The sequence below is a fragment of the Nonomuraea thailandensis genome (assembly GCF_024172165.1).
Lineage (GTDB): Bacteria > Actinomycetota > Actinomycetes > Streptosporangiales > Streptosporangiaceae > Nonomuraea > Nonomuraea thailandensis.
Genome location: NZ_JAMZEB010000002.1, coordinates 416,382 through 439,129 on the forward strand (window position 1 = coordinate 416,382; position 22,748 = coordinate 439,129).

Here is a 22,748-nt window from a genome sequence, read left to right on the forward strand (position 1 = left end):
GAGCCCTGGGCTCCGGCCGTTTCGCATGGCTAGCGGGGCAACGGGATGCCGTGATCGTCGGCCAGACGGCGCAGGTCCTCGATCATGGCGGTGAGGGTGTCGGCGAGGTAGTCGTCGCCGACGCTACGGGCCTCCCGAAGGCCCTTGTAAGCCTGGTCGAGGCGGTGTTCGATCGTGGTCGTGAACTCGCCCATCTCACCTACTCTCTGGGGGTTCGACTCATGCGGGGGGCGAAGTCTCCCGTTGCCGGATGAAGACCGGGCAAGGGGTGTCCCGCAGGCATACCCCGGCTTGTCGCCTTCCGAAACATGAATTTCGCGCCGCTTCGACTCGCGCCGGGGTCACCGACCCCTGAACATGCCTTACCGTGCGCTTATCGAGCCTGTGGGCAGAATGAGTGCCCAGAATCGGAGAGAGGTGTACCGGCGTGCGCGTGCTGGTTGTAGAGGATGAGCGGGTGCTCGCTGACGCGATCGCGACGGGGCTGCGGCGCGAGGCCATGGCGGTGGACGTCGCCTACGACGGTGGCGGCGCCCTGGAGCGGACCTCCTACATCGACTACGACGTGATCGTGCTGGACCGGGACCTGCCGGTGGTGCACGGCGACGAGGTGTGCCGGCGGCTGGTGGAGCAGCGCACGGCCTCGCGCATCCTGATGCTGACCGCGTCCGGCGACGTGGACGACAAGGTGGAGGGGCTCGGTCTGGGGGCCGACGACTACCTGGCCAAGCCGTTCGTGTTCATCGAGCTGGTCGCCCGGGTGCGCGCGCTCGGCCGCCGCTCCGCCCCCGCCCTGCCGCCCGTGCTGGAGCGGGCCGGGATCAGGCTCGACCCCGGCAAGCGGCTGGTGGAGCGCGACGGCAGGGAGGTCGTGCTGACCAAGAAGGAGTTCGCGGTGCTGGAGGAGCTGATGCGGGCCGAAGGGGCCGTGGTCAGCCAGGAGGACCTGCTGGACAAGGCGTGGGACGAGAACATCGATCCCTTCACGAACGTGGTCCGCGTGACCATGATGACGCTGCGGAAGAAGCTGGGTGAGCCTCAGGTGATCGAGACTGTGCCCGGGGTTGGGTACAAGTTGTGACTGAACGGCCAGAGCGTGAGGCGGGGCCGACGCACCCGATGATCAGCCCGCACTCGGCGAGGAAGGCGACGCGCGTGCAGGCGGCCCCGCCGCCCAGCGGACCGCCCGCCTGGGACGGCCCGCCCCCGCCTGCGCAGCCGGTGGTTCCACGCTCCACCATGGAGCGTGTGAAGGAGCTTCCCGGCAAGGTGAGCATCCGCTGGCGGCTGACGATCACCTACAGCGCGCTGGTCTTCGCGGCGGCGGCCGCGCTGCTGTTCTCCGTCTACGCCATCGTCGGCAACGCCATCAGCGCGGCATGGCCGATCTTCGAGACCAACCTGCCGCCCACTCTGGACGCGCAGTTCCAGGAGTACATGCGCAGCTACCAGAAGCTGGCGGTGCAGTACGCCAGGGACGCGCTGCTGACCAGCTCCGTGATGGCGCTGGTGGGCGTCGGCATCCTGGCGCTGATCATCGGCTACTTCATCGCCGACCGGGCGCTGCGGCCCGTGGCGCAGATGACCGCCACGGCCAAGAAGCTGTCGGAGAGCACCCTGGCCCACCAGCGCATCGCCCTGGAGGGCCCCAACGACGAGCTGAAGGAGCTGGCCGACACCTTCGACGCCATGCTCACCCGCCTCAACGTCGCCTTCGACACCCAGCGCAGGTTCGTGGCCAACGCCTCGCACGAGCTGCGCACCCCCCTCACCATCAACAGGACGGTCCTGGAGATCGCCCTGTCGGACCCGGAGGCGTCGCAGGACCTCAAGGCGCTCGGCCGCACCCTGCTGGAGGTCAACGCGCGCAACGAGAAGCTCATCGAGGGGCTGCTGCTGCTCGCCAGGAGCGAACGCGAACTCGCCGTGCGCAAACCGCTCGACGTCATGGAAGTCGCCCAGACCGCCGTGGAACAGCTCGCGCCCTTCGCCGAAGAGCACGGCGTAACGGTCTCCACCGAACTGGTCAGCGCGCCTACCATAGGCGATCCGGTGCTGCTGGAACGCTCTGTCAGCAACCTGCTGGAGAACGCCGTCAAGTACAACATTCCCGAAAACGGAAAAGTCTGGATCCGGACGGGAATGGCGGACGGTGCCTTGGTTGTTCAGGTGGCCAACACAGGACAGCATGTGCCGGCGTACGAGGTGAACAGCCTGTTCGAGCCGTTCAGGAGGCTCCACGCGGACCGTGTGGACTCGGCCAAGGGATCGGGTCTGGGGCTGTCCATCGTCCGTGCGGTGGTGCAGGCGCACGGCGGGAATGTTGCCGCCGTGCCGCGCGATGGTGGAGGGCTGGTCGTGACCATTCGGCTTCCGAGGCGATGAACGGCTGTGCCGCCGTGGCGCGTTCGTGTGCGTGTTGAGTCACGGGGGGCGTCTCATCCACGCCGCACATGTGGTTGGATGTGCCGTCGAACACGGTGGTGCATGACGCCAAGGCTGTGGGTTTCGCCATATTTGGCTAACCATTGCCGTCGGCAGCAGGCCCTGACGTGTTGGGAGGTTCGTTGTCCGTTTCCGCGGGGTACCGATGGGAAATCTCCCCGACGGAACGGGCACAAGATGGGCTTCCCGGACGTTAGAAGACGCGCGATGAGCGCGAACACATATGGATGAGGGGGATGGAGTAAGCACAATGGCTACCGACTACGACAGCCCGCGCAAGACAGACGACGACCTGGGGGAGGACAGCCTCCAGGAGCTGCAGGCGCGGCGCACCGACAAGTCGTCTGGCAGCATCGACATCGACGAGACCGACCTGGCCGAGTCGCTTGAGCTGCCCGGTGCGGACCTGTCGAACGAAGAGCTCTCCCTGCGGGTGATCCCCCGTCAGGCCGACGAGTTCACCTGCTCGCGCTGCTTCCTGGTGCACCACCGCAGCCAGCTGGCCTCCGAGAAGAACGGCCAGCAGGTCTGCCGGGAGTGCGCCGCCTAATTCCTGGAGCGAAGGAGCTCGGGGCGGGCAGAGAGACGGCACACCCTGGGCGATCGCGACCAAGAGACATGGAGGCACCGCGTGGCCGTACCAGAGAAAGACCAGCAACCAGGCAGTGAGATCGCCGACCCCGATCGTGAGGTCGGCGAGCTCGTTGGCAGGCTCACCGGACCCGGTGAACTCGAGCCGGCCGAGCGGCGCAGGCTGCTCGGCCGACTAGCCCAGGCGCTGTCCGCCGGGGCGAAGAAGGCACGGGCGACCGGCGCGGGCCGGGGCCGCTGGCTGGCCGACGTCTTCCTCAACATCGCGCCGCGCATCCCGATCAGGGATCTGCACACCCTTGCCGAGCATCATCATGGCCTGACCGGCGAAGAGCTCGCCGACGACCTGGTGCGCACCGCGCAGAAGGCCACGATGACGGTCGGCGCCATCGGCGGAGCACTGGCAGCGGCCGAGTTCGCCGCGCCACCCCTCCTGCTCTCCGCCCCCGCCCAGCTCGTCGCCGAGACCATCGTCGTCGCCGCCATCGAGGTCAAGCTGCTGGCCGAGCTGCACGAGGTCTACGGCGTACACGTGCAGGGCACCGGCACCCAGCGCGCCATCGCGTTCACCGCGGCCTGGGCCAGACAACGCGGCATCGACCCCCTCGCACCCGCGTCCGTCTCCCTGGCTCTGGGAGCCGCCACCAAGACGGCTCTGCGCAACCGTCTCATGCGGACGCTGGGGCGGCATCTGACCACCTTCGGCCCGTTCCTGACCGGCGCCATCGCCGGAGGCGCGCTCAACCGCATGGCCACCAAGAAACTGGGCGAGGCCATCCGCAACGATCTGCGCGTCAAGCGTCCCTCGCTGCCCCAGGACCCCGGCCGGGACGAGCTCGCCCCCTAGGCGGCAGAGCGGACCGCCCGGCCGCGCGGGGCTCCGGCGGCCGTGGTAGTAGGCGGTGCCACCCGGTGCCAGGCAGTGCCGGCGGGTGCCAGGCGGTGCCGGCCGGTGGGTGCTAGCCGTCCCGCCTGTCGACGACGCGCCTGAGCTTGCCGACCGACCGTTCCAGCGTCTCCGGGTCCACGACGTCGATCTCGACGCTGACGCCGACGGTGTCCTTGACCGCCCTGGCCAGCACCTCGCCCGCCTCCGCCCGGCCTGAGAAGCCGGGGCGCGCCTCGACCCTGACCGTCATCACGTCGAGCCGCTCCGGGCGGGTCAGGTGGAGCTGGAAGTGCGGCGACAGGCCCTCGATGCCCAGCACCAGCTCCTCGATCTGGGTCGGGAACACGTTCACGCCCCGCAGGATGATCATGTCGTCGGTGCGCCCGGTCACCTTCTCCATGCGCCGGAAGGCCGGCCTCGCGGTGCCGGGCAGCAGCCGGGTCAGGTCGCGCGTGCGGTAGCGGATGACCGGCATGGCCTCCTTGGTGAGGCTGGTGAAGACCAGCTCGCCCTCGGGGGCGGGCTCGCCGGTGAACGGGTCGACGGTCTCCGGGTAGAAGTGGTCCTCCCAGATGTGCAGCCCGTCCTTGGTCTCGACGCACTCGTTGGCCACGCCGGGGCCCATCACCTCCGACAGCCCGTAGATGTCCACGGCGTGCAGGTCGAAGCGGTCCTCGATCTCCGCGCGCATCTTCTCGGTCCACGGCTCGGCGCCGAAGATGCCGATCCGCAGCGACGACTCGCGCGGGTCCAGGCCCTGGGCGGCGAACTCGTCCAGCAGGGCCAGCATGTACGACGGCGTCACCATGATCACGTCGGGCCGGAAGTCCTGGATGAGCCGCACCTGACGGGGCGTCATCCCGCCGGAGACGGGCACCACCGTGCAGCCGAGCCGCTCGGCCCCGTAGTGCGCGCCCAGGCCGCCGGTGAACAGGCCGTAGCCGTAGGCGACGTGCACGATGTCGCCCGGCCGCCCGCCGGAGGCGCGGATCGAGCGGGCCACGACCTCCGCCCAGACGTCGATGTCGTTTTTGGTGTAACCGACCACGGTGGGCTGGCCGGTGGTGCCGCTGGAGGCGTGGACGCGCACCACCTGCTCGCGCGGCACCGCGAACATGCCGAACGGGTAGGACTCGCGCAGGTCCTGCTTCGTGGTGAAGGGGAACTTCGCCAGGTCGCCGAGCTCCTTGCAGTCGCTCGGATGCACGCCCGCCCGGTCGAACTTGTCCCGGTAGAGCGGGACGTGCTCGTAGGCGCGGCGCAGGGTGCGCTGAAGGCGTTCGAGCTGGAGCGCCATGAGCTCGTCGCGGGACACGCGCTCGATCGGGTCGAGCTCGTGGCCGGCGGGGGGATCTCCAAGTCTCATCTCAACTCCCGGCTCCGGCCGCGGAACTCCGCGACCACCTGACCGTCGGGCCGCCGCACGGTGACGTCGTAGATGCCGCTGCGCCCGTAGCGGGTGCGCTCGGCGGCCTCGGCCACCAGCACGTCACCGGCGCGGGCGGGGGAGACGAACGCGATCTCCGCGCCGGCCGCCACCGTGACGGGGCCGGAGGTGTTGCACGCGCACGCGAAGGCCGTGTCGGCCAGCAGGAACACGTACCCGCCGTGACACAGGTCGTGGCCGTTGATCATCTGGTCGGTCACGGCCATGCGGCACACCGCCCGGCCCTCGCCCAGCTCCGCCAGCTCGATGCCCAGGGCGGCGGAGGCGGTGTCGGCGTCCATCATGCGACGCGCGCTCTCCAACGCGGATCTCCCTTGTTAACTGACCGAATGTTCGGTAAACAAATCATCGGCCTGACTTCCCTGTCAAGGGACCGGGCCGCAGGTTCGAGCGGCGCCGCGGGGTATGCCTCTCACGGAACCACGCCTGAGCGGGAGGAGCAGCGATGGCCAAGCCGTTCGCCTCGTCGGCGGATCTCGGCGAGAAACAACAGTCACTGGAGGTGCTCGCGGACGGCGTGTACGCGCTCACCGCCGAAGGCGACCCGAACGTGGGCGCGATCGAGGGCGAGGACTTCCTCGTCTGCTTCGAGGCGCTGGCCACCCCGGTGGCCGCCCGCGACTGGCTGGCCAGGCTGCGCGAGCACACCACCAAGCCGATCCGCTATCTGGTGCTGTCGCACTACCACGCGGTCCGCGTGCTCGGCGCGTCGGCCTTCGGCGCGGACGTGATCGTGACGCACGAGAAGACCCGCGAGCTGATCGCCGAACGCGGAGAGCAGGACTGGGCCAGCGAGTACGCCAGGATGCCCCGCCTGTTCAAGGACCCCGCCTCGATCCCGGGCCTGACCTGGCCGACGGCCACCTTCAGCGACCGCTTCACCATCGACCTCGGCGGCGGGCGCGGCGACCTGGTGCTGCAGTACTGCGGGCGCGGCCACACCGAGGGAGACCTGGTGGCGTGGCTGCCCAGGCACCGCATCCTGTTCGCCGGCGACCTCGTCGAGTCGCAGGCCGCCCTCTACACCGGCGACGCCTTCCACCGCGACTGGTCCTCCGGCACCCTCGACCGGGTCGCCTCGCTCGGCGCCGAGACCCTGGTCGGCGGCAGAGGCGCGGTGGCCAGAGGCAAGGAGGGCGTCGAGTCGGCCATCGGGCAGACCCGCGACTTCCTGGCCGTGATGCTGCGCGAGGTGGGCGGGGCCGGGTCGCTGAAGGAGGCGTTCGAGCGCACGCACCGCGCCCTGGAGCCCCGCTACGGCCGCTGGCCGATCTTCGAGCACTGCCTGCCGTTCAACGTCTCCAGGCTCTGGGACGAGCTGCACGGCGTCGAGCGGCCGCGCGTGTGGACCGCCGAGCGCGACCGCCAGGTGTGGGACGAGCTGCAGTCATGAACCAGGCGCAGGTCATCGTGGTCGGGGCCGGGCCGGTCGGGCAGAGCGCGGCGCTGCTGCTGGCCCGGTGGGGTGTGCAGGTGCTGGTGCTGGACCAGCGGCCGGGGCGGGGGAGCGGCGGGTCGAAGTCCATCTGCCAGCAGCGCGACGTGCTCGACATCTGGGCCGCCGCGGGCGCGGGCAAGGTGGCCGAGGAGGGGCTGGCCTGGACCACGGCCCGCACCTACTACCGCGACCGCGAGCTGTTCTCCTGGACGTTCGAGCGCGAGGGGCCCCTGCCGCCGTGCGTGAACATCTCCCAGGCCCGCACCGAGCAGATCCTCGACGAGGCCATCGCCGGGCAGCCGCTCATCGAGGTGCGCTGGGACCACGAGGTCACGGGGCTGAGCCAGGACGCCTCCGGGGTGAGCGTGCACTGCGGCCAGCGGCGGCTGCGCGCGCCGTACGTGCTGGTCTGCGCGGGCGCCAGGGCGCAGGGGATCCGGGCGTCGCTGGGGGTGTCGTTCTCCGGGGAGACGTTCGCGGACCAGTTCCTGATCTGCGACATCAAGGCGGACCTGCCGGGCCTGGAGAGCGAGCGGCGCTTCTACTTCGACCCCGTCTGGAATCCGGGCCGCCAGGTGCTCATTCATCCGTGCCCCGGGGGCACGTACCGGATCGACTGGCAGATCGCGCCAGACTTCATCCCAACAGATGTCGATATATCGCGAAAAATCCGGCAAATCATCGGGGATCGGCCGTACGAGCTGCTCTGGCACAGCACGTACCGCTTCCACTCGCGGATCGCCTCCCGGATGCGGGTCGGGCGGGTCCTTCTGGCGGGCGACTGCGCCCATCTGGTGGCCCCGTTCGGCGCGCGCGGGCTCAACTCGGGCGTGCCGGACGCCGAGAACGCGGCCTGGAAGCTGGCCTTCGCGCTCAACGGCTGGGCCGGGCCCGAGCTGCTGGAGTCCTACCACGCCGAACGGCACGCCGCCGCGCTGGAGAACCTGGAGATCACCGCCGCCACCATGCGCTTCCTCGCCCCCGGGAGTGTCGAGGAGCGGATGCGCAGGCGCGCGGCGCTGGAGGGCGGGCGGATCGAGGAGGTGGACTCGGGGCGGTTCGCCGAGCCGTTCTGGTACGTGGACTCGCCGCTCACCACCCCGGAGCCGGCCCGGCCCTTCCTGGGACGGCCGCCCAAGGGGGCCCTGTGCACGCCCGCGCCCGGCGTGATCCTGCCCGACCTGCCGCTGCCGGGAGGCAGATTGCGGGAGTTCACGCGGGACGGATTCCTCGTGCTGTTGGGCGATATGTGCGATTCGAGTTTGTTTGTGCAGGTCCTGGGCAAGGTCATACCGGCGCCGCTCGCCGTACGCGGGCTCGCGGAGATGGATGGGACTGGCTCGCTCGCTGAGAGGCTCGGCGCCGGGCCGGATGAGGCATGGCTCATCAGGCCCGATTCCCACATCGCCGCGATCATCCCCCATGCGGGGCCGGAGTCGGTGGCGGCCGCTGTTAGCCGTGCGCTTGGCGGCTTTCCTGACACATGACCCCATAGGAGGACTGCGTTGAGTGGCCGTAGCTCGTTTCTGATCGTCGCGAACCGGTTGCCGGTCGATCGCACGATCGAGCCTGACGGAACGGCTTCGTGGCGCAGGAGTCCCGGCGGCCTCGTCACCGCGATAGCGCCGGTGATGCAGCGCCGTCACGGAGCCTGGGCCGGCTGGCACGGGGCGGCCGACGAGACGCTGGAGCCGTTCGAACAGGACGGCATGAGCCTCATCCCGATCCCGCTGTCCGCACGTGAGGTCGAGCTCTACTACGAGGGGTTCTCCAACGCCACCCTGTGGCCGCTCTACCACGACGTGGTCGCGACGCCGGTGTTCGACAGGGAGATGTGGGAGACCTACCGCAGCGTCAACCAGCGCTTCGCCGAGGCCGCCGCGCGGGCGGCCGAGGAGAACGCGGTCGTGTGGGTGCAGGACTACCAGCTCCAGCTCGTGCCCGCGATGCTCCGCAAGCTCCGCCCCGACCTGCGCATCGGGTTCTTCCTGCACATCCCGTTCCCGCCCACGGAGCTGTTCTGGCGGCTGCCGTGGCGCAAGGAACTCGTCGAGGGGCTGCTCGGGGCCGACCTCGTGGGCTTCCAGCTCCCCGGCGGGGCCTCGAACTTCCGCAGGCTGTGCCGGCGGCTGCTCGGGCTGCCGTACAAGGGGAACGAGATCTTCCTCGACGACCGGATCGTGACCACGCAGGCGTTCCCGATCTCCGTGGACTTCGCGCAGCTCGACTCGCTCGTGCGCGAGCCGCGCATCGTGGACCGGGCCAAGGAGATCAGGGTCGAGCTCGGCGACCCCGAGCACGTGCTGCTGGGCGTGGACCGGCTCGACTACACCAAGGGCATCGGGCAGCGCCTGGAAGGGTTCGGCGAGCTGCTCAAGGACGGGCGGCTGCAGCCGGGCGAGGCCGTGTTCGTGCAGATCGCCACGCCGAGCAGGGAGCGGGTGGACGAGTACAGGAAGCTGCGCGACGACATCGAGCTGCAGGTAGGCCGGATCAACGGGGAGCACGCGCAGCTCGGCTACCAGCCGGTGTGGTACTTCCACCAGTCGTACGGCCACGACGAGCTGGCCGCGCTCTACCTGGCCGCCGACGTCATGGTCGTCACGCCCCTGCGCGACGGGATGAACCTGGTGGCCAAGGAGTACATCTCCTGTCACCACGACCTGCACGGGGCGCTCGTGCTGAGCGAGTTCGCCGGGGCCGCCGACGAGCTGCGGCAGGCGTACCTGGTCAACCCGTACGACGTGGAGGACGTCAAGCGGCAGATGCTGGCGGCCATGCGGGCCACGCCGCACGAGCTGGCCCGGCGGATGCGCACGATGCGCCGCCGGGTCGCCACCTACGACGTGGACCGCTGGGCGAGTGAGTTCCTCACTGCCCTGGAGTCACCTGCTTCAGCGACTTCCACGCGTCGTAGCGCTTCTTGGCGGTCCGGTTGACCACGATCTGCGCCACCGACATGCCGACCCCCATGACGACGGCGTAACCGATCGCCTCGCCCATGCTGACCTCGGGCGAGTCGGTGTCGATGGGCGGCTCCTTGCCGGTCGCCTTCTTCCAGGCGAACCCGAGGATCTTCCTGGCCGCCCACGCCGTCACGAGCCCCACCAGGCCGCCCACGACGCGCCAGGCGATATCGGGCTTGTCCTCCGCCATGCCGATCTCCCTTCCCCTTTGTAACGAACACTAGTCTCTAACGCCTGCCGGGCCTGCGAAGCCGTACCATAAGGAGGCATGACTCAACAGCGACTACGCCATGCATCCATGCCCGACAAGCCGACCCTTGACGGCTTGGAGCAGGTATGGGTAGCTCGCTGGGAGGACGAGGGCACCTACCGCTTCGACAGGTCGGCGCCGCGCGAGCGGGTCTTCTCCATCGACACGCCGCCGCCGACCGTGTCCGGTTCCCTGCACGTGGGTCATGCCTTCTCCTACACGCACACCGACATCATGGCCCGCTACCAGCGGATGCTCGGCAAGACGGTGTTCTACCCGATCGGCTGGGACGACAACGGCCTGCCGACCGAGCGCCGCGTGCAGAACGTCTACGGCGTGCGCTGCGACCCGTCGCTGCCGTACGACCCCGACTTCGTGCCGCCGGACAAGCCGGGCAAGCGGGAGATCTCCATCTCCCGGCGCAACTTCGTGGAGCTGTGCCACAAGCTGACCGCCATCGACGAGCAGGCCTACGAGGAGATGTGGCGGCGCATCGGCCTGTCGGTGGACTGGTCGCTGCTCTACACCACGATCGGCGACGAGTCGCGGGCGGTGGCGCAGCGGGCGTTCCTGCGCAACCTGCTGCGCGGCGAGGCCTACCTGGCCGAGGCGCCGACGCTGTGGGACGTGTCGTTCCGCACCGCCGTGGCCCAGGCCGAGCTGGAGGACCGGGAGTGGCCCGGCGCCTTCCACAAGATCTCCTTCTACGGCGAGAAGGGGCCCGTCCACATCGAGACGACCCGGCCCGAGCTGATCCCGGCCTGCGTGGCGCTGGTCGCCCATCCCGACGACGAGCGCTACCAGGAGCTGTTCGGCACCTCGGTGCTGACGCCGCTGTTCGGGGTCGAGGTGCCGGAGCTGGCCCACCGCCTGGCCGAGCCCGACAAGGGCACGGGCATCGCGATGATCTGCACGTTCGGCGACCTCACCGACGTCACCTGGTGGCGGGAGCTGCACCTGCCCACCCGGCCCGTGATCGGCTGGGACGGCCGGCTGCTGCCCGAGCCGCCGGAGGGCGTGGACGCCGAGCCGTACAAGGAGCTGGCCGGCAAGACCGTGCACAGCGCCCGCGAGCGCATCGTGGAGCTGCTGCGCGAGTCCGGCGACCTCGACGGCGAGCCCCGTCCGGTGCAGCGCACGGTGAAGTTCTTCGAGAAGGGCGACAGGCCCCTGGAGATCGTCACCACCCGCCAGTGGTACATCCGCAACGGCGGGCGCGACGAGGAGCTGCGCGAGCGGCTGCTGGCGCGCGGGCGGGAGCTGACCTGGCACCCGCCGCACATGCGGGTGCGCTACGACAACTGGGTCGAGGGGCTCACCGGCGACTGGCTGATCTCGCGGCAGCGCTTCTTCGGCGTGCCGTTCCCCGTGTGGTATCCGATCGACGAGTCCGGGCAGCCCGTCCACGACGCGCCGATCCTGCCCACCGAGGAGATGCTGCCGGTCGACCCGTCCTCCGACGTGCCGCCCGGCTACACCGAGGAGCAGCGCGGCGTGCCCGGCGGCTTCATGGCCGACCCCGACGTCATGGACACCTGGGCCACCTCGTCGCTGACGCCGCAGATCGCCGGCCGGTGGGGCACCGACGACGAGCTGTTCCGCGGCGTCTACCCCGCCGACCTGCGGGCGCAGAGCCACGAGATCATCCGCACCTGGCTGTTCGCGACCGTGGTCAGGTCGCACTACGAGTTCGGCACGCTGCCGTGGAGCGACGTGGCGATCTCGGGGTGGATCCTCGACCCCGACCGCAAGAAGATGTCCAAGTCCAAGGGCAACGTCGTCACCCCGATCGACCTGCTGGAGCAGCACGGCTCCGACGCGGTGCGCTACTGGGCGGCCAACGGCCGCTACGGCGTCGACACCGCCTTCGACGCCGGGCAGCTCAAGGTGGGGCGGCGGCTGGCCATCAAGATCCTGAACGCCTCGAAGTTCGTGCTGGGGCTGGCCGCCGAGGAGTCCGCCGCCGAGGTGAGCGAGCCGCTCGACCTGGCCATGCTGGCGGCGCTGTCCGACGCCGTGCGCGAGGCCACGGCGGCGTTCGAGGGTTACGACCACACGCGGGCCATCGAGGCCGTGGAGCGGTTCTTCTGGGCGTTCTGCGACGACTACGTGGAGCTGGTCAAGGCCAGGGCGTACGAGTCCGGCGCCGCCTCGGCCTCGGCGCACGCGGCGCTGCGGCAGGCGCTGGACGTGCTGCTGCGGCTGTTCGCGCCGTTCCTGCCGTTCGTGACCGAGGAGGTGTGGTCGTGGTGGCGCGACGGCTCCGTGCACCACGCCTCCTGGCCCGCGGTGGAGCGCGGCGCGGGCGACCCGGCCGTGCTGAGCGTGGCCTCCGAGGTGCTCGGGCAGGTGCGCAAGGCCAAGTCCGAGGCCAAGCAGTCGATGCGGGCCGAGGTGTCGCGGCTGACCGTGTGGGCGCCCGACGTGGAGCTGGTGCGGCAGGCGCAGGACGACCTGTGCGCGGCGGGCAACGTCGAGGAGTTCGTGCTGGAGTACGGTGACACGCTCAAGGTCGAGGTGCAGCTGGGCTGAGCGGTCCCCTTCTGACGCCCGGGCGCGTGCGCGCCCGGCGTCAGGCGTCTCCGCCGGTGTCCCTGTCGGTGTCTCCGCTGATGTCTCCGCTGATGTCCCTGCTGATGTCCCTGCTGATGTCCCTGCTGGCGTCCCTGCTGACGTCTCTGTGGAGGGCGAAGAACAGCGAGTACGCCTTCCCGTCCGCCGGCGGCTGCCGGTAGCAGAACTCGTCGAACACCTCTCGGAGGCGTTCGAGCAGCTCGGCGTGGCCCTCGGGGGTGAGCCTGAGCCCGAGCCTGGTGAAGCTGACCTCCTCGATGTCCACCATCCTGACCTCCTCCAGGAAGGCGTCGAGCATGGCGGCCCTGCCGCCGGTCACGCCGCTCTCGCGGACGTCCATCTCCCACGACTTGCCCGTGGCCCGGTAGGGGATCTCGGTCGAGCCGCGCGGGCCGGGCCTGCTCGGCTCGGCCGCCAGGAAGCCGGTCTCCACCAGCTTGCGGACGTGGTGCAGGGTCGTGGCGGGGTTGGCGCCGAGCCGGTCGGCGATCTCCTTGTTGGTCAGTGCCTGGTCCAGGCAGAGGCGCAGGATGCGCAGCCGGATGGCGGAGGCCAGCGCGCGGGCCTCGGCCTCGGTCGCGGGGCGGCGTCGGGTGCCCATGGGAGGCCACCCTACAACCGGTTGAAATTCGTCAATCGGTTGTGAGAGGTTCTGACTCGTGAGCCTCTTACGCGAGCACGACTTCCGGGGGCTGTTCCTGGCGGACTCCGCCAGCCAGGTGGGCACCCAGCTCCTGTTCCTGGCCCTCCCCCTGGTGGCGGTGACCGCGCTGGACGCCTCGGCGTTCGAGCTGGGGCTGCTGACCGCGTGCGAGACGCTGGCGTTCGTGGTGATCGGGTTGCCCGCCGGCGCGATCGTGGACCGGCGGCGCAAGCGCATGGTGATGGTGGTCAGCGACTGGGCGCGGGCGCTGGCGCTGGCCTCCGTGCCGCTCGCCTGGTGGCTGGGCGTGCTGACGATGTACCAGCTCTACGCCGTGGCGCTGGTGCTCGGCGTGTTCACCGTGTTCTTCGACGCCGCGTACCAGAGCTACCTGCCACACCTCGTCGGGCGCGAGCGGCTGGTCGAGGGCAACTCCACGCTGGAGATCGTGCGGACGGTGGCGCAGCTCGGCGGGCCGAGCGTCGGCGGCTACCTGATCCAGTTCCTCACCGCGCCGTTCGCGCTGGTCGTCACCGTGGCCGGATTCGCCTGGTCGGCGCTGTGCCTGGGCACCATCCGCAAGCGGGAGACGCGCCAGGAGCGGCCCCGCGCGCATCTGGCCAAGGAGATCGGCGAGGGCGTCAGGTTCGTGTTCGGGCACCGGCTGCTGCGCCGCATCGCCGGCTGCACCGGCACCGCGAACCTGTTCGGCGCGATCGCCCACCCCATGCTCCTGCTGCTGCTGGCCGGGGAGCTGAAGGTGAGCGCGGGCACGATCGGCCTGCTCATGGCCGCCGGCGGGCTCGGCGGCCTGGTGGGCGCGGTGCTCAACGCCCGGCTGGCCCGGTGGCTGGGGCAGGGGCCGACGATGTGGCTGGCCATCGTGATCCCCGCGCCGCTGACGTTCCTGCTGCCGTGGGTGCAGGACGACTGGCGGCTCGGCCTGGTCGTCGTCTACGAGTTCTTCGTCGGGGCGGGCGTGGTCGTCTACAACGTCACCCAGCTCAGCTTCCGCCAGGCCGCGACGCCCGAGGAACTGCTGGGCCGGATGAACGCCACCATGCGCTTCCTCGTCTGGGGGACGATGCCGCTGGGCGGGCTGCTCGGCGGCGTGCTGGGCGAGGTGATCGGCGTCAGGAGCACGCTGGTGGTCGCCGGTGTCGGGGCCTGCCTGGCGTTCCTGTGGGTGTTCACCTCGCCCATGCGGACGATGCGGGAGCTGCCCGTGGTGGAGGAGCGTCAGTAGTCGCAGACCCCTGTCGGGAAGATCTGCTTCAGCCTGGCCCGCTGGCCGGCGTCCGGCCGCCACGAGCCGTACAGGCCCCTGGCGATCGCGCGCTCGACCGGCTGAAGCCGGCACTTGTACACGCCGCCCTCGATCGGGCCGCCCGCCACCGTGCGCGAGGTCCCGTGGAGCGGGAAGCGCTGGGTGCACGGGCCGGGGGCGCGGCGGTCGAGGACGCCGTCCCAGACGTTCGGGCCGGCGGCCAGCTCGGTGCCGTCGGTGGCGAAGCAGCGGTCCACGGCCTGGGGCGGCCGGTTCCCGGCGACGCCGCGCGCCGGATATTTCCGGATATTGGCCATCCAGGCGTCGATCACCCGCAGCGCCTCGGGCGTCTGGTCGAACCTCGGCCCGTCAGGGCGGGCGTCCGTGAACCAGATGACCTGGTTCCCGGCCCGGCCGTCGTGGTCCAGCATGCGCTTCCTGGAGGCGAACGACTGGTGCGCGTTGTGCATGTCAAGCTGCTCCTCCAGGTAGTGCCGCCAGTCGATGACCGGCAGGTCGACGTCGCCGCCGAACACCAGGCCGCTGCCGCGCACGTTCCTGATCGCCACCGGGTCGCCGGTACGCCTCGGGGCGGGATCGCCGCCCAGGTTCGCGTTGCGGGCGCTCCACGGGTCGAAGTCGGCCGGGCAGGCGGACGGCACGAACGGGCAGCCCTCCTGCACCATGTCGGCCGCCTCCTTCCACGAGCCCGCCTCGGCGTTCAGGCCGAGGAACTCCTCCGGGGTGATCACGCCGTCCGTCAGCGCCTTGAGGCCGTACTGGACGCCCACGTTGTCCCACGTCGAACGGGCGTAGCCCTGCTCGTCCACCCCGTACACCTTGCGCAGGTCGTCCCAGTGCGTCCACTGGACGGTGTCCTTGACGCCCGGCGGGTCCATGCGCTGCCACTCGGGATCGTTGTTGCTCGTCCACAGCGGGTTCATGGTCAGCGGGGTCAGGCCGCGCCAGCCGTTGACGCACTCGTCGGAGCCCGGCCTGCCGGTGGTCGGGTTGACGACGGTGTCGCTGGCGTTCATGCCGATCAGGGCCGTGCGATCGTCCCACCGCGCCCAGCGGGGACGCGCGTCCATGTAACGTTCGAGCAGCTCGCAGTCGCCCACGTGGATGGTCTGGGTGACCATGTCCGGGTAGGAGTACTGCGGGATCGCTGCGTCGATCACCCGGTCGCCGTGGTTCTGGGCGTAGATGTACTGCTGGATGGCGCCGCCCGAGCCGCCGACCCCGACCGTGTAGAGCGGCAGGCCGTGCCGCTCGACGAAGCGCTCCTTGACCATCAGGGCCGTCTCGCCGCCGAGGATGAGGTTGTAGTGGGTCGAGGTGCGGGTGCCCGAGGAGTGCAGGATCGCGTAGCCCTGGCCCAGGCCGTACGGGTCCAGGGCGCTGCCGCCGAGGGTGCCCTGGTCGTGGCCGATGCCCACGCCGCCGTCGAAGCGGTACATCGCCCTGCCGTTCCAGCCGTCCTCCAGCATGGCGATCGAGTAGAGGAAGCGGTTGATCACGCCGCGCTCCCGCCGGACCACGAAGTCGGCCGTGCGGCCGTCCAGCAGCGTGGTCGTGGCCAGGTCGGCGGGGCGGCCCTGCTCCGGCATCGGCTTGTACGTGCCGTCCATGGAGCGGTAGAGGCGGTCGGTGACCGTGGGGGCGAAGCAGTCCCTGCTCCAGCCGCCGGTGACGCGCATGCCCTGGCCGTCCTGGTTGTCCGCGACGGGCGGGCCCAGGCCGCTGCGCTCGGTCTTGCACAGGAACGGGTACTGGTGGGCGCCCGAGAAGACCGGGCCCTGGACGGGGTGGTTGCGGATCCTCATCGTGCGCCTGTGCGGCCACGCCGTGGCGGTGATCGTGTTGTCGCCGGCGGCGAGGCCGCTCACCAGGCCGGTGAGATCGTCCCTGGTCTGCTTGAAGGCCGCCGTGACGTCCTCGCCGTTGCGGAGCACCCTGAGCCGGGCGCCGCCCGTGCCGCGGACTCTGATCAGGGCGTCGCCGCCGGTCACCTGGTCGGGGCGGCTGGAGAGCACCTCCAGCGCCAGGGCGGCGCGGGAGGCGTACGCGGGGGCGGGGGCGGCGACGAGGGACGCCAGCACGGTGAGGACCATCACAGCCTTCATGACCACGACGGTGGCACGGGCCCCCGCCCCTGCACAGGCCCGATCTCGCCCGAGAACAGGGCGGGGAGGCGCTGCTCCATTACGCTCAAAGCTGCCGGCCCGATATCCGCGCGCATCCGGAGCCCGGACGTGCCAGTCTTGAACACGTGCTGACCGACCGCCCCACCAAGCTCGTGCCACCCGTGCTGGCCAGGATGGCCGCATGGAGTGGGTGCCTGATCCTCGTCGGCGTGGTCGTCTACTTCATCGTCCAGGCGATCGCCCGCCTGGCGTTCGTGGCTCTGCCCGTGGCGATCGCGCTCCTGCTGACGGCGCTGCTCTTCCCCTTGACGAACTCGCTGCGCAGCGCCGGCATGCGGCCCATCTACGCCACCTGGATCACCATGCTGGTGGCCCTGGCCGTGCTCGTCGGCACCGGCTGGCTGGTCGGGGCGCGGGCCAGCGAGGAGTTCCCCAACCTGGTCGAGCAGGTGCAGGATACGGCCAGATCCGTGCAGGAGTGGCTGATCCAGGGCCCGCTGCATCTGGAGCAGACGCAGATCACCGGCTACGTCGACGAGATCGCCGCCATGCTCAACGCCCAGCGCACGGCCATCACCGGCACGGTGCTGTCGGCCGGCGCGGTGGCCGTCGAGGTGCTCGCGTCCATCGTGCTGCTGCTGTTCGTGACGTTCTTCCTGCTCAAGGACGGCGACCGGATCTGGACGTGGTTCCTCAAGGCGTTCGGCGGGGTGGCGCCGCGCGTCGACCGGGCCGGGCGGGCCGCGTGGGCCACGCTCTCCCACTACGTGCAGGGCACGGTGGCGGTGGCCGCCGTGCACGGCCTGATCATGGGCATCGTGCTGGCCGGGATGGGGGTGCCGCTGTGGGCGCCGCTGGCCGTGCTGATCTTCTTCGCCAGCTTCATCCCCATCGTCGGCATCTTCTTCGCCGGGACGATCGCGACCCTGGTCACGCTGGGGGCCAAGGGGCTCGTGTACGCCCTGATCTTCCTCGGCATCCTCATCGTGGAGCAGCAGCTGGAGAACCACGTGCTGCAGCCGCTGATCGTGGGGCGGGCGCTCAACTTCCACCCGCTGGCCATCATCCTCGTGCTGTCCATCGGAGGCATCCTGGCGGGCATCGCGGGGGCCGCCGTGGCCGTGCCGGTGGCGGCGGTGATCTACCGGGCGCTGCCGGAGCTGCGGCATCAGCCACCGGCGCTGCCGCCGGGGCATGACGACACCTCATCGGGCGGGTCACCACCGCCCGGCCCGGGTGAGGCGGGCGGCGGGTTCCGCGGCGGCGAAGGCGGGCCCGGCGGCCGCGACGAGGGGCCCGACGCTCCGGCGACGCGGCCCGGCGCCCCCGAGCCGCGATCGGAAGGCCCGATCGTGTCGGCGGCCGCTGGGGGCGAGCGGGGGAAGGACACGGAGTAACCTCGTCACCCGTGACGCGTTCCTCCCTCACCACCCCGCCGCCCGGCGCGCAGCCGCCCGCCGCGCATCCCGACGCGCCGCCGGCGGGCAGCGCCCTGGGCTCCCACTACAGCCAGTGCTTCGGCTGCGGCACCGGTCACCCGACCGGGCTGCACCTCAACGCCAGGACCCCCGACGGCACCACCGTGGAGGCGGAGTTCACGGTGGGGGAGGCGCACCAGGGAGCGCCGAGGCTGGCGCACGGCGGCGTCCTGGCCGCCGCCATGGACGAAGTCATCGGCATGTCCGTCTACCTGTTCCACAAGCCCTACGTGACAGGGCGGCTGGAGACCGACTACGTGCTCCCCGTTCCCGTGGGCACGACACTCCACCTGCGTGCCTGGTGCAACGGCATCGACGGCAGAAAGGCGTACCTTGAGGCTGAGGGGCGCATCGGCGCTCCAGACGGTCCGGTCGCCGTCCGCGCGGCAGCGCTGTTCATCGAGGTGAACATGGAACACTTCGCCAAGCATGGCGATCTGGCCGCCATCGCCGCCGAACATCAGGACTACGAGGTGAACCCTTGAGCGGAGCAGAGGTCCTCATCCAGCGGCTCGACCCCGGGCTGCCGGTCCCGTCGTACGCCCATCCGGGCGACGCGGGAGCCGACCTCCACGCCGCCGAGGACGTGGAGCTGATGCCCGGCGAGCGGGCCGTCGTCGGCACCGGGCTCGCGATCGCCCTGCCCGACGGCTATGCCGCGTTCGTGCATCCCCGTTCGGGGCTGGCGGCCAAGCACGGCGTCACGCTGGTCAACGCGCCGGGTACGGTGGACGCCGGTTACCGGGGCGAGATCAAGGTGACGGTGATCAACACCGACCTCAAGGAGCCGTTCAGGCTGCGGCGGGGCGACCGGGTGGCGCAGCTCGTGATCCAGCGGGTGGAACGCGTGGCGTTCGTGGAGGCCGAGCGGTTGCCGGAATCCGTGCGCGGCGCCGGCGGCTTCGGATCGACCGGCGGCTTCGGACCGACCGGTGGTTTCGGATCGGCGGGGCGCTGATCGTGGCGTGGGAAGGGGCCCTGCGGGGCCCGAGCGAACTACGGGCCCGGCAGCGGCCCGACGAACAGGGAGAGTGAGGAACGTGTTCCGACGTCGTCGTCGTGAGCAGCCGGACCAGGCGGTCGAGCAGGAGGCCGCTGAGCCGACGCGCGAATCCGGCCCGTGGGACGCCGACGAGCCCCACCCGGAGGCCGAGCGCATCGACCTGGGCGGCCTGCGTTTGCCGCACAACCCCGACTTCGACGTGCGGCTGGCCTCCGTCGGGGACCAGCACGTCGGGGTGGTAGTCCTGTACGACGAGAGCTCGCTGCAGCTCCAGGCCCTGGCCGCCCCCCGCAGCTCCGGCCTGTGGGACGAGGTCAAGACCAAGATCTCGGCCCAGGCCAAGCACCTGGAGGAGCGGGAGGGGCCGTTCGGCAGCGAGCTGACCGGCGAGATGAAGGTCGAGGGCAACAGCCGCCCGGCCCGCTACCTCGGCATCGACGGCCCCCGCTGGTTCCTGCTGGCGGTGATCTCCGGCAAGGCGGCCGCCGACGACACGGTCGCGCAGGCGTACATCGACTTCATCAAGGACGTCGTGGTGGTCCGCGGCGACGAGCCGATGGCCCGCGAGGAGCCCATCCCGCTGCGCCGTCCGAACGAGCAGGCGGGTGAGGCCGGCGAGCAGCGGCAGGGTTTCAACCCGTTCAAGCGGGGACCTGAAATCAGTGAGATTCGCTAAGAGCTGACATCACATAGGCTGATGCATCATGAGTACGGCAGAGCCCCCTAAACGTGGGGGATTGCGCGGGTTCTTCAGTCGGCTGGCCACCAGCCAGTCCGAGATCGAGGCCCAGGAACTCCGGGAGGACGCCGACGAGGTCGGCGCCACCCCGATCGTCTCGTGTGGCGGTCGCCGCCGCTTCTGTGTGGCGGGTACGCTACGTACGGTGACTCTGCGTCCGAGGGGCGGAGCCCCTGCTCTCGAGGCCGAGCTCTACGACGGGTCCGACGTGATCGACCTGGTCTGGCTCGGCCGCCGCAAGATCGCGGGCATCGAGCCGGGCCGCACGGTCAAGGCCGAGGGCCTGGTCAGCATGCAGGACGGGCGCAAGGTGATGTTCAATCCGCGTTACGAGCTGCGCCCAGGGAGTTGATCAGGTGAGTGCTGAGGCGGAAGAGGTCGCCCACGACACCGTTGAGGCGGCGGTGCGAGCACAGCTCGCCAAGGCCCTCGGCGGAGTGCGCGGCATCATCGAGGCGGCCGTCCCGACGATCGCGTTCACGTTGTCCTGGATCACGACGGAAGACCTGAAGCTGTCGCTCATCATCAGCATCGGGTTGTCGGTGGTGCTGCTGGCGGTGCGGCTCATCCAGCGCTCCACACCGCAGTTCGTGATCAACAGCCTGATCGGCATCGCGATCGGCGCGTTCTTCGCCAGCAGGTCGGGCGACGCGAAGGACTACTTCCTGCCCGGCATCCTGTACAACGCCGGTTACGCGGTGGCGATGCTGATCTCGATCGTCACGCGGTGGCCGGTCGTCGGCTTCCTGATCGGCTCTGTGACGGGCGATCCGACCGCCTGGCACAAGGATCCCGGCATCGTGCGGCTGTGCACGCGGCTGACGTGGCTGCTCATGCTGCCCTGCGCGGTCCGGGTGGCCGTGCAGGGGCCTGTGTACCTGTTCGGCGGCGGCGACGAGGCGGTGGCGGCGCTCGGCTTCGCCAAGATCGTGATGGGCTGGCCGCTGCAGGTCGCCGCGCTGGCGGCCATGTTGTGGATGCTCGGCCGCGGCCGCACGCCGATCAAGCCACCTGTCGCACCCGCCTGACGGCTCCCCGGCGCCGCCGGGGAGTCAGCGGTCCCTGTGGTCGGGGTCGAAGTCGGTGGGCTCGGCGGGCAGGGTGTAGCGGGCGCCGATGAGGTCCGCCACGCGCTGCCTGCCGTCCCGCGGCGACAGCTCGCCCTCGGCCCGCTCCACGGCGGCCACCTCGTCCGCCAGCTCGGCGTCGCCCAGCTTGTCGCGGATCCACGCCGAGTAGTCGCCGCGCCGCAGGTGGTGCAGCCAGGTGTCGTCGTCCACGCCCTCGCTCAGCTCCACGAACGTGTGCAGGTTCCTGGCCCGCAGCCGCAGCCGCTCCTGCGGCCCGGTGAAGTAGAAGCTCTTGTCCTTGGCCATGGTGCCGGCCGCGTACTTGCGCCGGTGCCTGGTGCGCTCGGCGCGGGCGGGGGCCAGGGTCAGCTCGCGCGCGTACTGCGCGCCGTCCCGCCAGAGCGCCAGATCGCCCTTCGGGGCCGGGCGCACCGTGGGCGCGTCGAGGCCGCGGGCGGTGGCGAAGGCGGCCAGCGTGTTGCCGGGCTCCCTGCCCACCGCGATCGTGCTGGTGACCAGGCGGAGCGCGGCGGGGCTCATCGCGTCGGGATGAACGGTGATCATCAGGAGCGCGCCGAGATCGCCGGGGTGCTGGATGGGCACGTGGCGCACCTCCGCGGGCATCAGGTGGTGGGCCTCGTCGATGATGAGCCAGTGCGGGTGGCCCAGCTTGGCGCGCAGGCCGGTCAGGCGGGGCAGCAGCTCGGCGAAGTACGCGGGCCGGTCGCGCAGCTGCAGGCCGATCAGGTTGATCACGACGCTGTGGCCGGGCTGCTCCAGGACGTGCACGACCTCGTCCACGGCCGGCACCCGGTCGGGGTCGCCGAGCACGGTGAGGCCCGGGTACTCCGCGTAGTCGCCCTCCGGGTCCACGATCGCGCACTGGTAGCCGTCGCCGGTGAGCCGTTCGAGCAGCGCGGTGGTGACTGTGGACTTGCCGCTGCCGGACGGGCCCGCCACCAGCAGGCCGATGCCGTACGAGGGCAGGCGTACCTCCTCCTCGCCCGCGTGGCCGAGCAGGACGTCGTGGCGCGGCAGGTCCAGCTCGTCGAGGTCGCCCGTGAGCAGCAGCCCCGCCAGCTCGCTCACCCCGCGACCGTTCGCCTCGTCCAGGCAGAGGTCGCAGGCGTCCTTGAGCGCGGGCAGGGCGTTGGCGACGGCGGCGCCGCACTCGGCGGCGGTCAGGAACGCGTGGTCGTTCTCACCGTCGCCGACCGCGACCACGCTGTGCCGTGACAGGCCCATGCGGTCAAGGGCGGCGCACAGGCCGGTGGCCTTGTTCACGCCGGGAGGCAGCACCATGACCGCGCCCTTGTTGTAGATGACCTGCAGCTCCAGGCCGAGCTCGCGGATCAGCCCCAGGACGTGCACGTCGTGGGGCTCACGCGTGGCGACCAGCACCTGGCCGACGCCCAGCGGGCTCACCCCCTCCGTCCGCAGCCGCTCGGCCAGCTCGGCGGGCGGCGGCGCGGCGAGGGCGTCGCAGGTGCGCTGGCGCGGGTCGTACAGGAGGCCGCCGTTCTCGGCCACGATCAGGTCGAACAGGGCGGGGTGCGGGAAGACCGAGAGCAGGTCGTCCAGCTCGCGCCCGGTGACCAGCAGCAGCTTGAACCCGGCCCGGGACAGCCGCTCCAGCGCCTCGATCGTCGCGTCGTCCACCTGGCCGTCCCTGGCCAGGGTTTCGTCGTAGTCGCAGGCCAGCACGTTGTAGCGCATGCTCGCCCCCTACCCCTGGGCAGGCCGGCATCCGGTGGGGCAGGTGAAAGACAGGTGAACTTTGCCCCGCTTGCATCATGGTCAG

22 protein-coding genes are annotated in these 22,748 nt (G+C 70.6%); 15 read left to right on the forward strand and 7 right to left on the reverse strand.

Translation table 11 applies throughout. The annotated features are described in order from the left end of the window. Positions 1-29: 29 nt before the first annotated feature. Positions 30-194 (reverse strand): hypothetical protein, encoded by a 165-nt coding sequence (locus HD597_RS05985; protein WP_253740721.1) that lies wholly within the window; start codon positions 192-194, stop codon positions 30-32. A gap of 233 nt (positions 195-427) precedes the next feature. Here HD597_RS05985 and HD597_RS05990 point away from each other — a divergent pair, with 233 nt between their 5' ends. The 4 genes from HD597_RS05990 (at position 428) to HD597_RS06005 (ending at position 3,883) form a co-directional block, all read left to right on the forward strand. Further along, a complete protein-coding gene (locus HD597_RS05990; RefSeq protein WP_043614151.1) occupies positions 428-1,081 on the forward strand; it encodes a response regulator transcription factor in 654 nt (217 codons plus the stop codon). Positions 1,082-1,119: 38 nt separating this feature from the next. After that, positions 1,120-2,385, forward strand: a complete 1,266-nt coding sequence (locus HD597_RS05995; protein ID WP_372513614.1) for a sensor histidine kinase — start codon at positions 1,120-1,122, stop codon at positions 2,383-2,385. Between the two features lie 310 nt (positions 2,386-2,695). Further along, entirely contained in the window at positions 2,696-2,995 is a 300-nt protein-coding gene (locus HD597_RS06000) for a DUF4193 domain-containing protein (protein WP_020542847.1), read from the forward strand. A gap of 81 nt (positions 2,996-3,076) precedes the next feature. Further along, complete coding sequence (locus HD597_RS06005; protein ID WP_253740723.1) at positions 3,077-3,883, forward strand: hypothetical protein; 807 nt, start codon at positions 3,077-3,079, stop codon at positions 3,881-3,883. Between the two features lie 112 nt (positions 3,884-3,995). On the opposite strand, the gene paaK is transcribed toward HD597_RS06005, so the two are convergent. Together paaK and paaI are read right to left on the reverse strand one after the other, a co-directional pair. Then, on the reverse strand, positions 3,996-5,291 hold the full coding sequence (gene paaK, locus HD597_RS06010; protein ID WP_253740724.1) for a phenylacetate--CoA ligase PaaK: 1,296 nt from the start codon (positions 5,289-5,291) through the stop codon (positions 3,996-3,998). Then, a complete protein-coding gene (gene paaI / locus HD597_RS06015) occupies positions 5,288-5,656 on the reverse strand; it encodes a hydroxyphenylacetyl-CoA thioesterase PaaI (RefSeq protein WP_253759249.1) in 369 nt (122 codons plus the stop codon). The genes paaK and paaI overlap by 4 nt, the downstream gene beginning before the upstream one ends. Before the next feature lie 161 nt (positions 5,657-5,817). On the opposite strand from paaI, the gene HD597_RS06020 reads away from it, so the two are divergent. From HD597_RS06020 to HD597_RS06030, 3 genes are read left to right on the forward strand one after another with little or no spacing between them, the layout of a single operon-like run. Continuing rightward, complete coding sequence (locus tag HD597_RS06020; RefSeq protein ID WP_253740725.1) at positions 5,818-6,765, forward strand: MBL fold metallo-hydrolase; 948 nt, start codon at positions 5,818-5,820, stop codon at positions 6,763-6,765. Continuing rightward, on the forward strand, positions 6,762-8,297 hold the full coding sequence (locus tag HD597_RS06025) for an FAD-dependent monooxygenase (RefSeq protein ID WP_253740726.1): 1,536 nt from the start codon (positions 6,762-6,764) through the stop codon (positions 8,295-8,297). The genes HD597_RS06020 and HD597_RS06025 overlap by 4 nt, the downstream gene beginning before the upstream one ends. 18 nt (positions 8,298-8,315) lie before the next feature. Next, positions 8,316-9,749, forward strand: a complete 1,434-nt coding sequence (locus HD597_RS06030; RefSeq protein ID WP_253740727.1) for an alpha,alpha-trehalose-phosphate synthase (UDP-forming) — start codon at positions 8,316-8,318, stop codon at positions 9,747-9,749. On the opposite strand, the gene HD597_RS06035 is transcribed toward HD597_RS06030, so the two are convergent. Next, a complete protein-coding gene (locus HD597_RS06035) occupies positions 9,682-9,966 on the reverse strand; it encodes a DUF4235 domain-containing protein (protein WP_185102531.1) in 285 nt (94 codons plus the stop codon). The two genes, HD597_RS06030 and HD597_RS06035, sit on opposite strands and share 68 nt — an antisense overlap. A 108-nt stretch (positions 9,967-10,074) precedes the next feature. Between HD597_RS06035 and valS the strand changes: the two genes are divergently transcribed. Then, entirely contained in the window at positions 10,075-12,558 is a 2,484-nt protein-coding gene (gene valS, locus HD597_RS06040) for a valine--tRNA ligase (RefSeq protein WP_253740728.1), read from the forward strand. Between the two features lie 40 nt (positions 12,559-12,598). Here valS and HD597_RS06045 read toward each other — a convergent pair whose 3' ends face one another. Further along, positions 12,599-13,201 (reverse strand): ArsR/SmtB family transcription factor, encoded by a 603-nt coding sequence (locus HD597_RS06045; protein ID WP_253740729.1) that lies wholly within the window; start codon positions 13,199-13,201, stop codon positions 12,599-12,601. Between the two features lie 58 nt (positions 13,202-13,259). Between HD597_RS06045 and HD597_RS06050 the strand changes: the two genes are divergently transcribed. Next, positions 13,260-14,489, forward strand: coding sequence for an MFS transporter (locus tag HD597_RS06050; RefSeq protein WP_253740730.1), 1,230 nt, complete (start codon positions 13,260-13,262; stop codon positions 14,487-14,489). Here the strand turns inward: HD597_RS06050 and HD597_RS06055 are convergent. Then, entirely contained in the window at positions 14,483-16,636 is a 2,154-nt protein-coding gene (locus tag HD597_RS06055; RefSeq protein ID WP_253740731.1) for a DUF6351 family protein, read from the reverse strand. The two genes, HD597_RS06050 and HD597_RS06055, sit on opposite strands and share 7 nt — an antisense overlap. Before the next feature lie 146 nt (positions 16,637-16,782). Between HD597_RS06055 and HD597_RS06060 the strand changes: the two genes are divergently transcribed. The 6 genes from HD597_RS06060 (at position 16,783) to HD597_RS06085 (ending at position 20,905) form a co-directional block, all read left to right on the forward strand. Next, complete coding sequence (locus tag HD597_RS06060; protein ID WP_253740732.1) at positions 16,783-18,054, forward strand: AI-2E family transporter; 1,272 nt, start codon at positions 16,783-16,785, stop codon at positions 18,052-18,054. Between the two features lie 11 nt (positions 18,055-18,065). Then, the gene (locus tag HD597_RS06065; RefSeq protein ID WP_253740733.1) at positions 18,066-18,620 is read left to right on the forward strand and encodes a PaaI family thioesterase; all 555 of its coding nucleotides are present in this window, start codon (positions 18,066-18,068) and stop codon (positions 18,618-18,620) included. After that, on the forward strand, positions 18,617-19,093 hold the full coding sequence (gene dut / locus HD597_RS06070) for a dUTP diphosphatase (protein ID WP_253740734.1): 477 nt from the start codon (positions 18,617-18,619) through the stop codon (positions 19,091-19,093). Before HD597_RS06065 ends, dut begins: the two co-directional genes overlap by 4 nt. An 82-nt stretch (positions 19,094-19,175) precedes the next feature. Then, on the forward strand, positions 19,176-19,814 hold the full coding sequence (locus HD597_RS06075; RefSeq protein ID WP_253740735.1) for a DUF3710 domain-containing protein: 639 nt from the start codon (positions 19,176-19,178) through the stop codon (positions 19,812-19,814). A 208-nt stretch (positions 19,815-20,022) separates the two neighbouring features. After that, entirely contained in the window at positions 20,023-20,229 is a 207-nt protein-coding gene (locus tag HD597_RS67250; protein WP_225289212.1) for an OB-fold nucleic acid binding domain-containing protein, read from the forward strand. 4 nt (positions 20,230-20,233) lie between these two features. Continuing rightward, positions 20,234-20,905, forward strand: a complete 672-nt coding sequence (locus HD597_RS06085) for a DUF3159 domain-containing protein (protein ID WP_253740736.1) — start codon at positions 20,234-20,236, stop codon at positions 20,903-20,905. Positions 20,906-20,929: 24 nt separating this feature from the next. Here HD597_RS06085 and HD597_RS06090 read toward each other — a convergent pair whose 3' ends face one another. Beyond that, positions 20,930-22,663 carry an HAD hydrolase family protein gene (locus tag HD597_RS06090; protein WP_253740737.1) on the reverse strand — a complete coding sequence of 578 codons (1,734 nt, stop codon included), beginning with the start codon at positions 22,661-22,663 and terminating at the stop codon, positions 20,930-20,932. Positions 22,664-22,748: the final 85 nt, after the last annotated feature.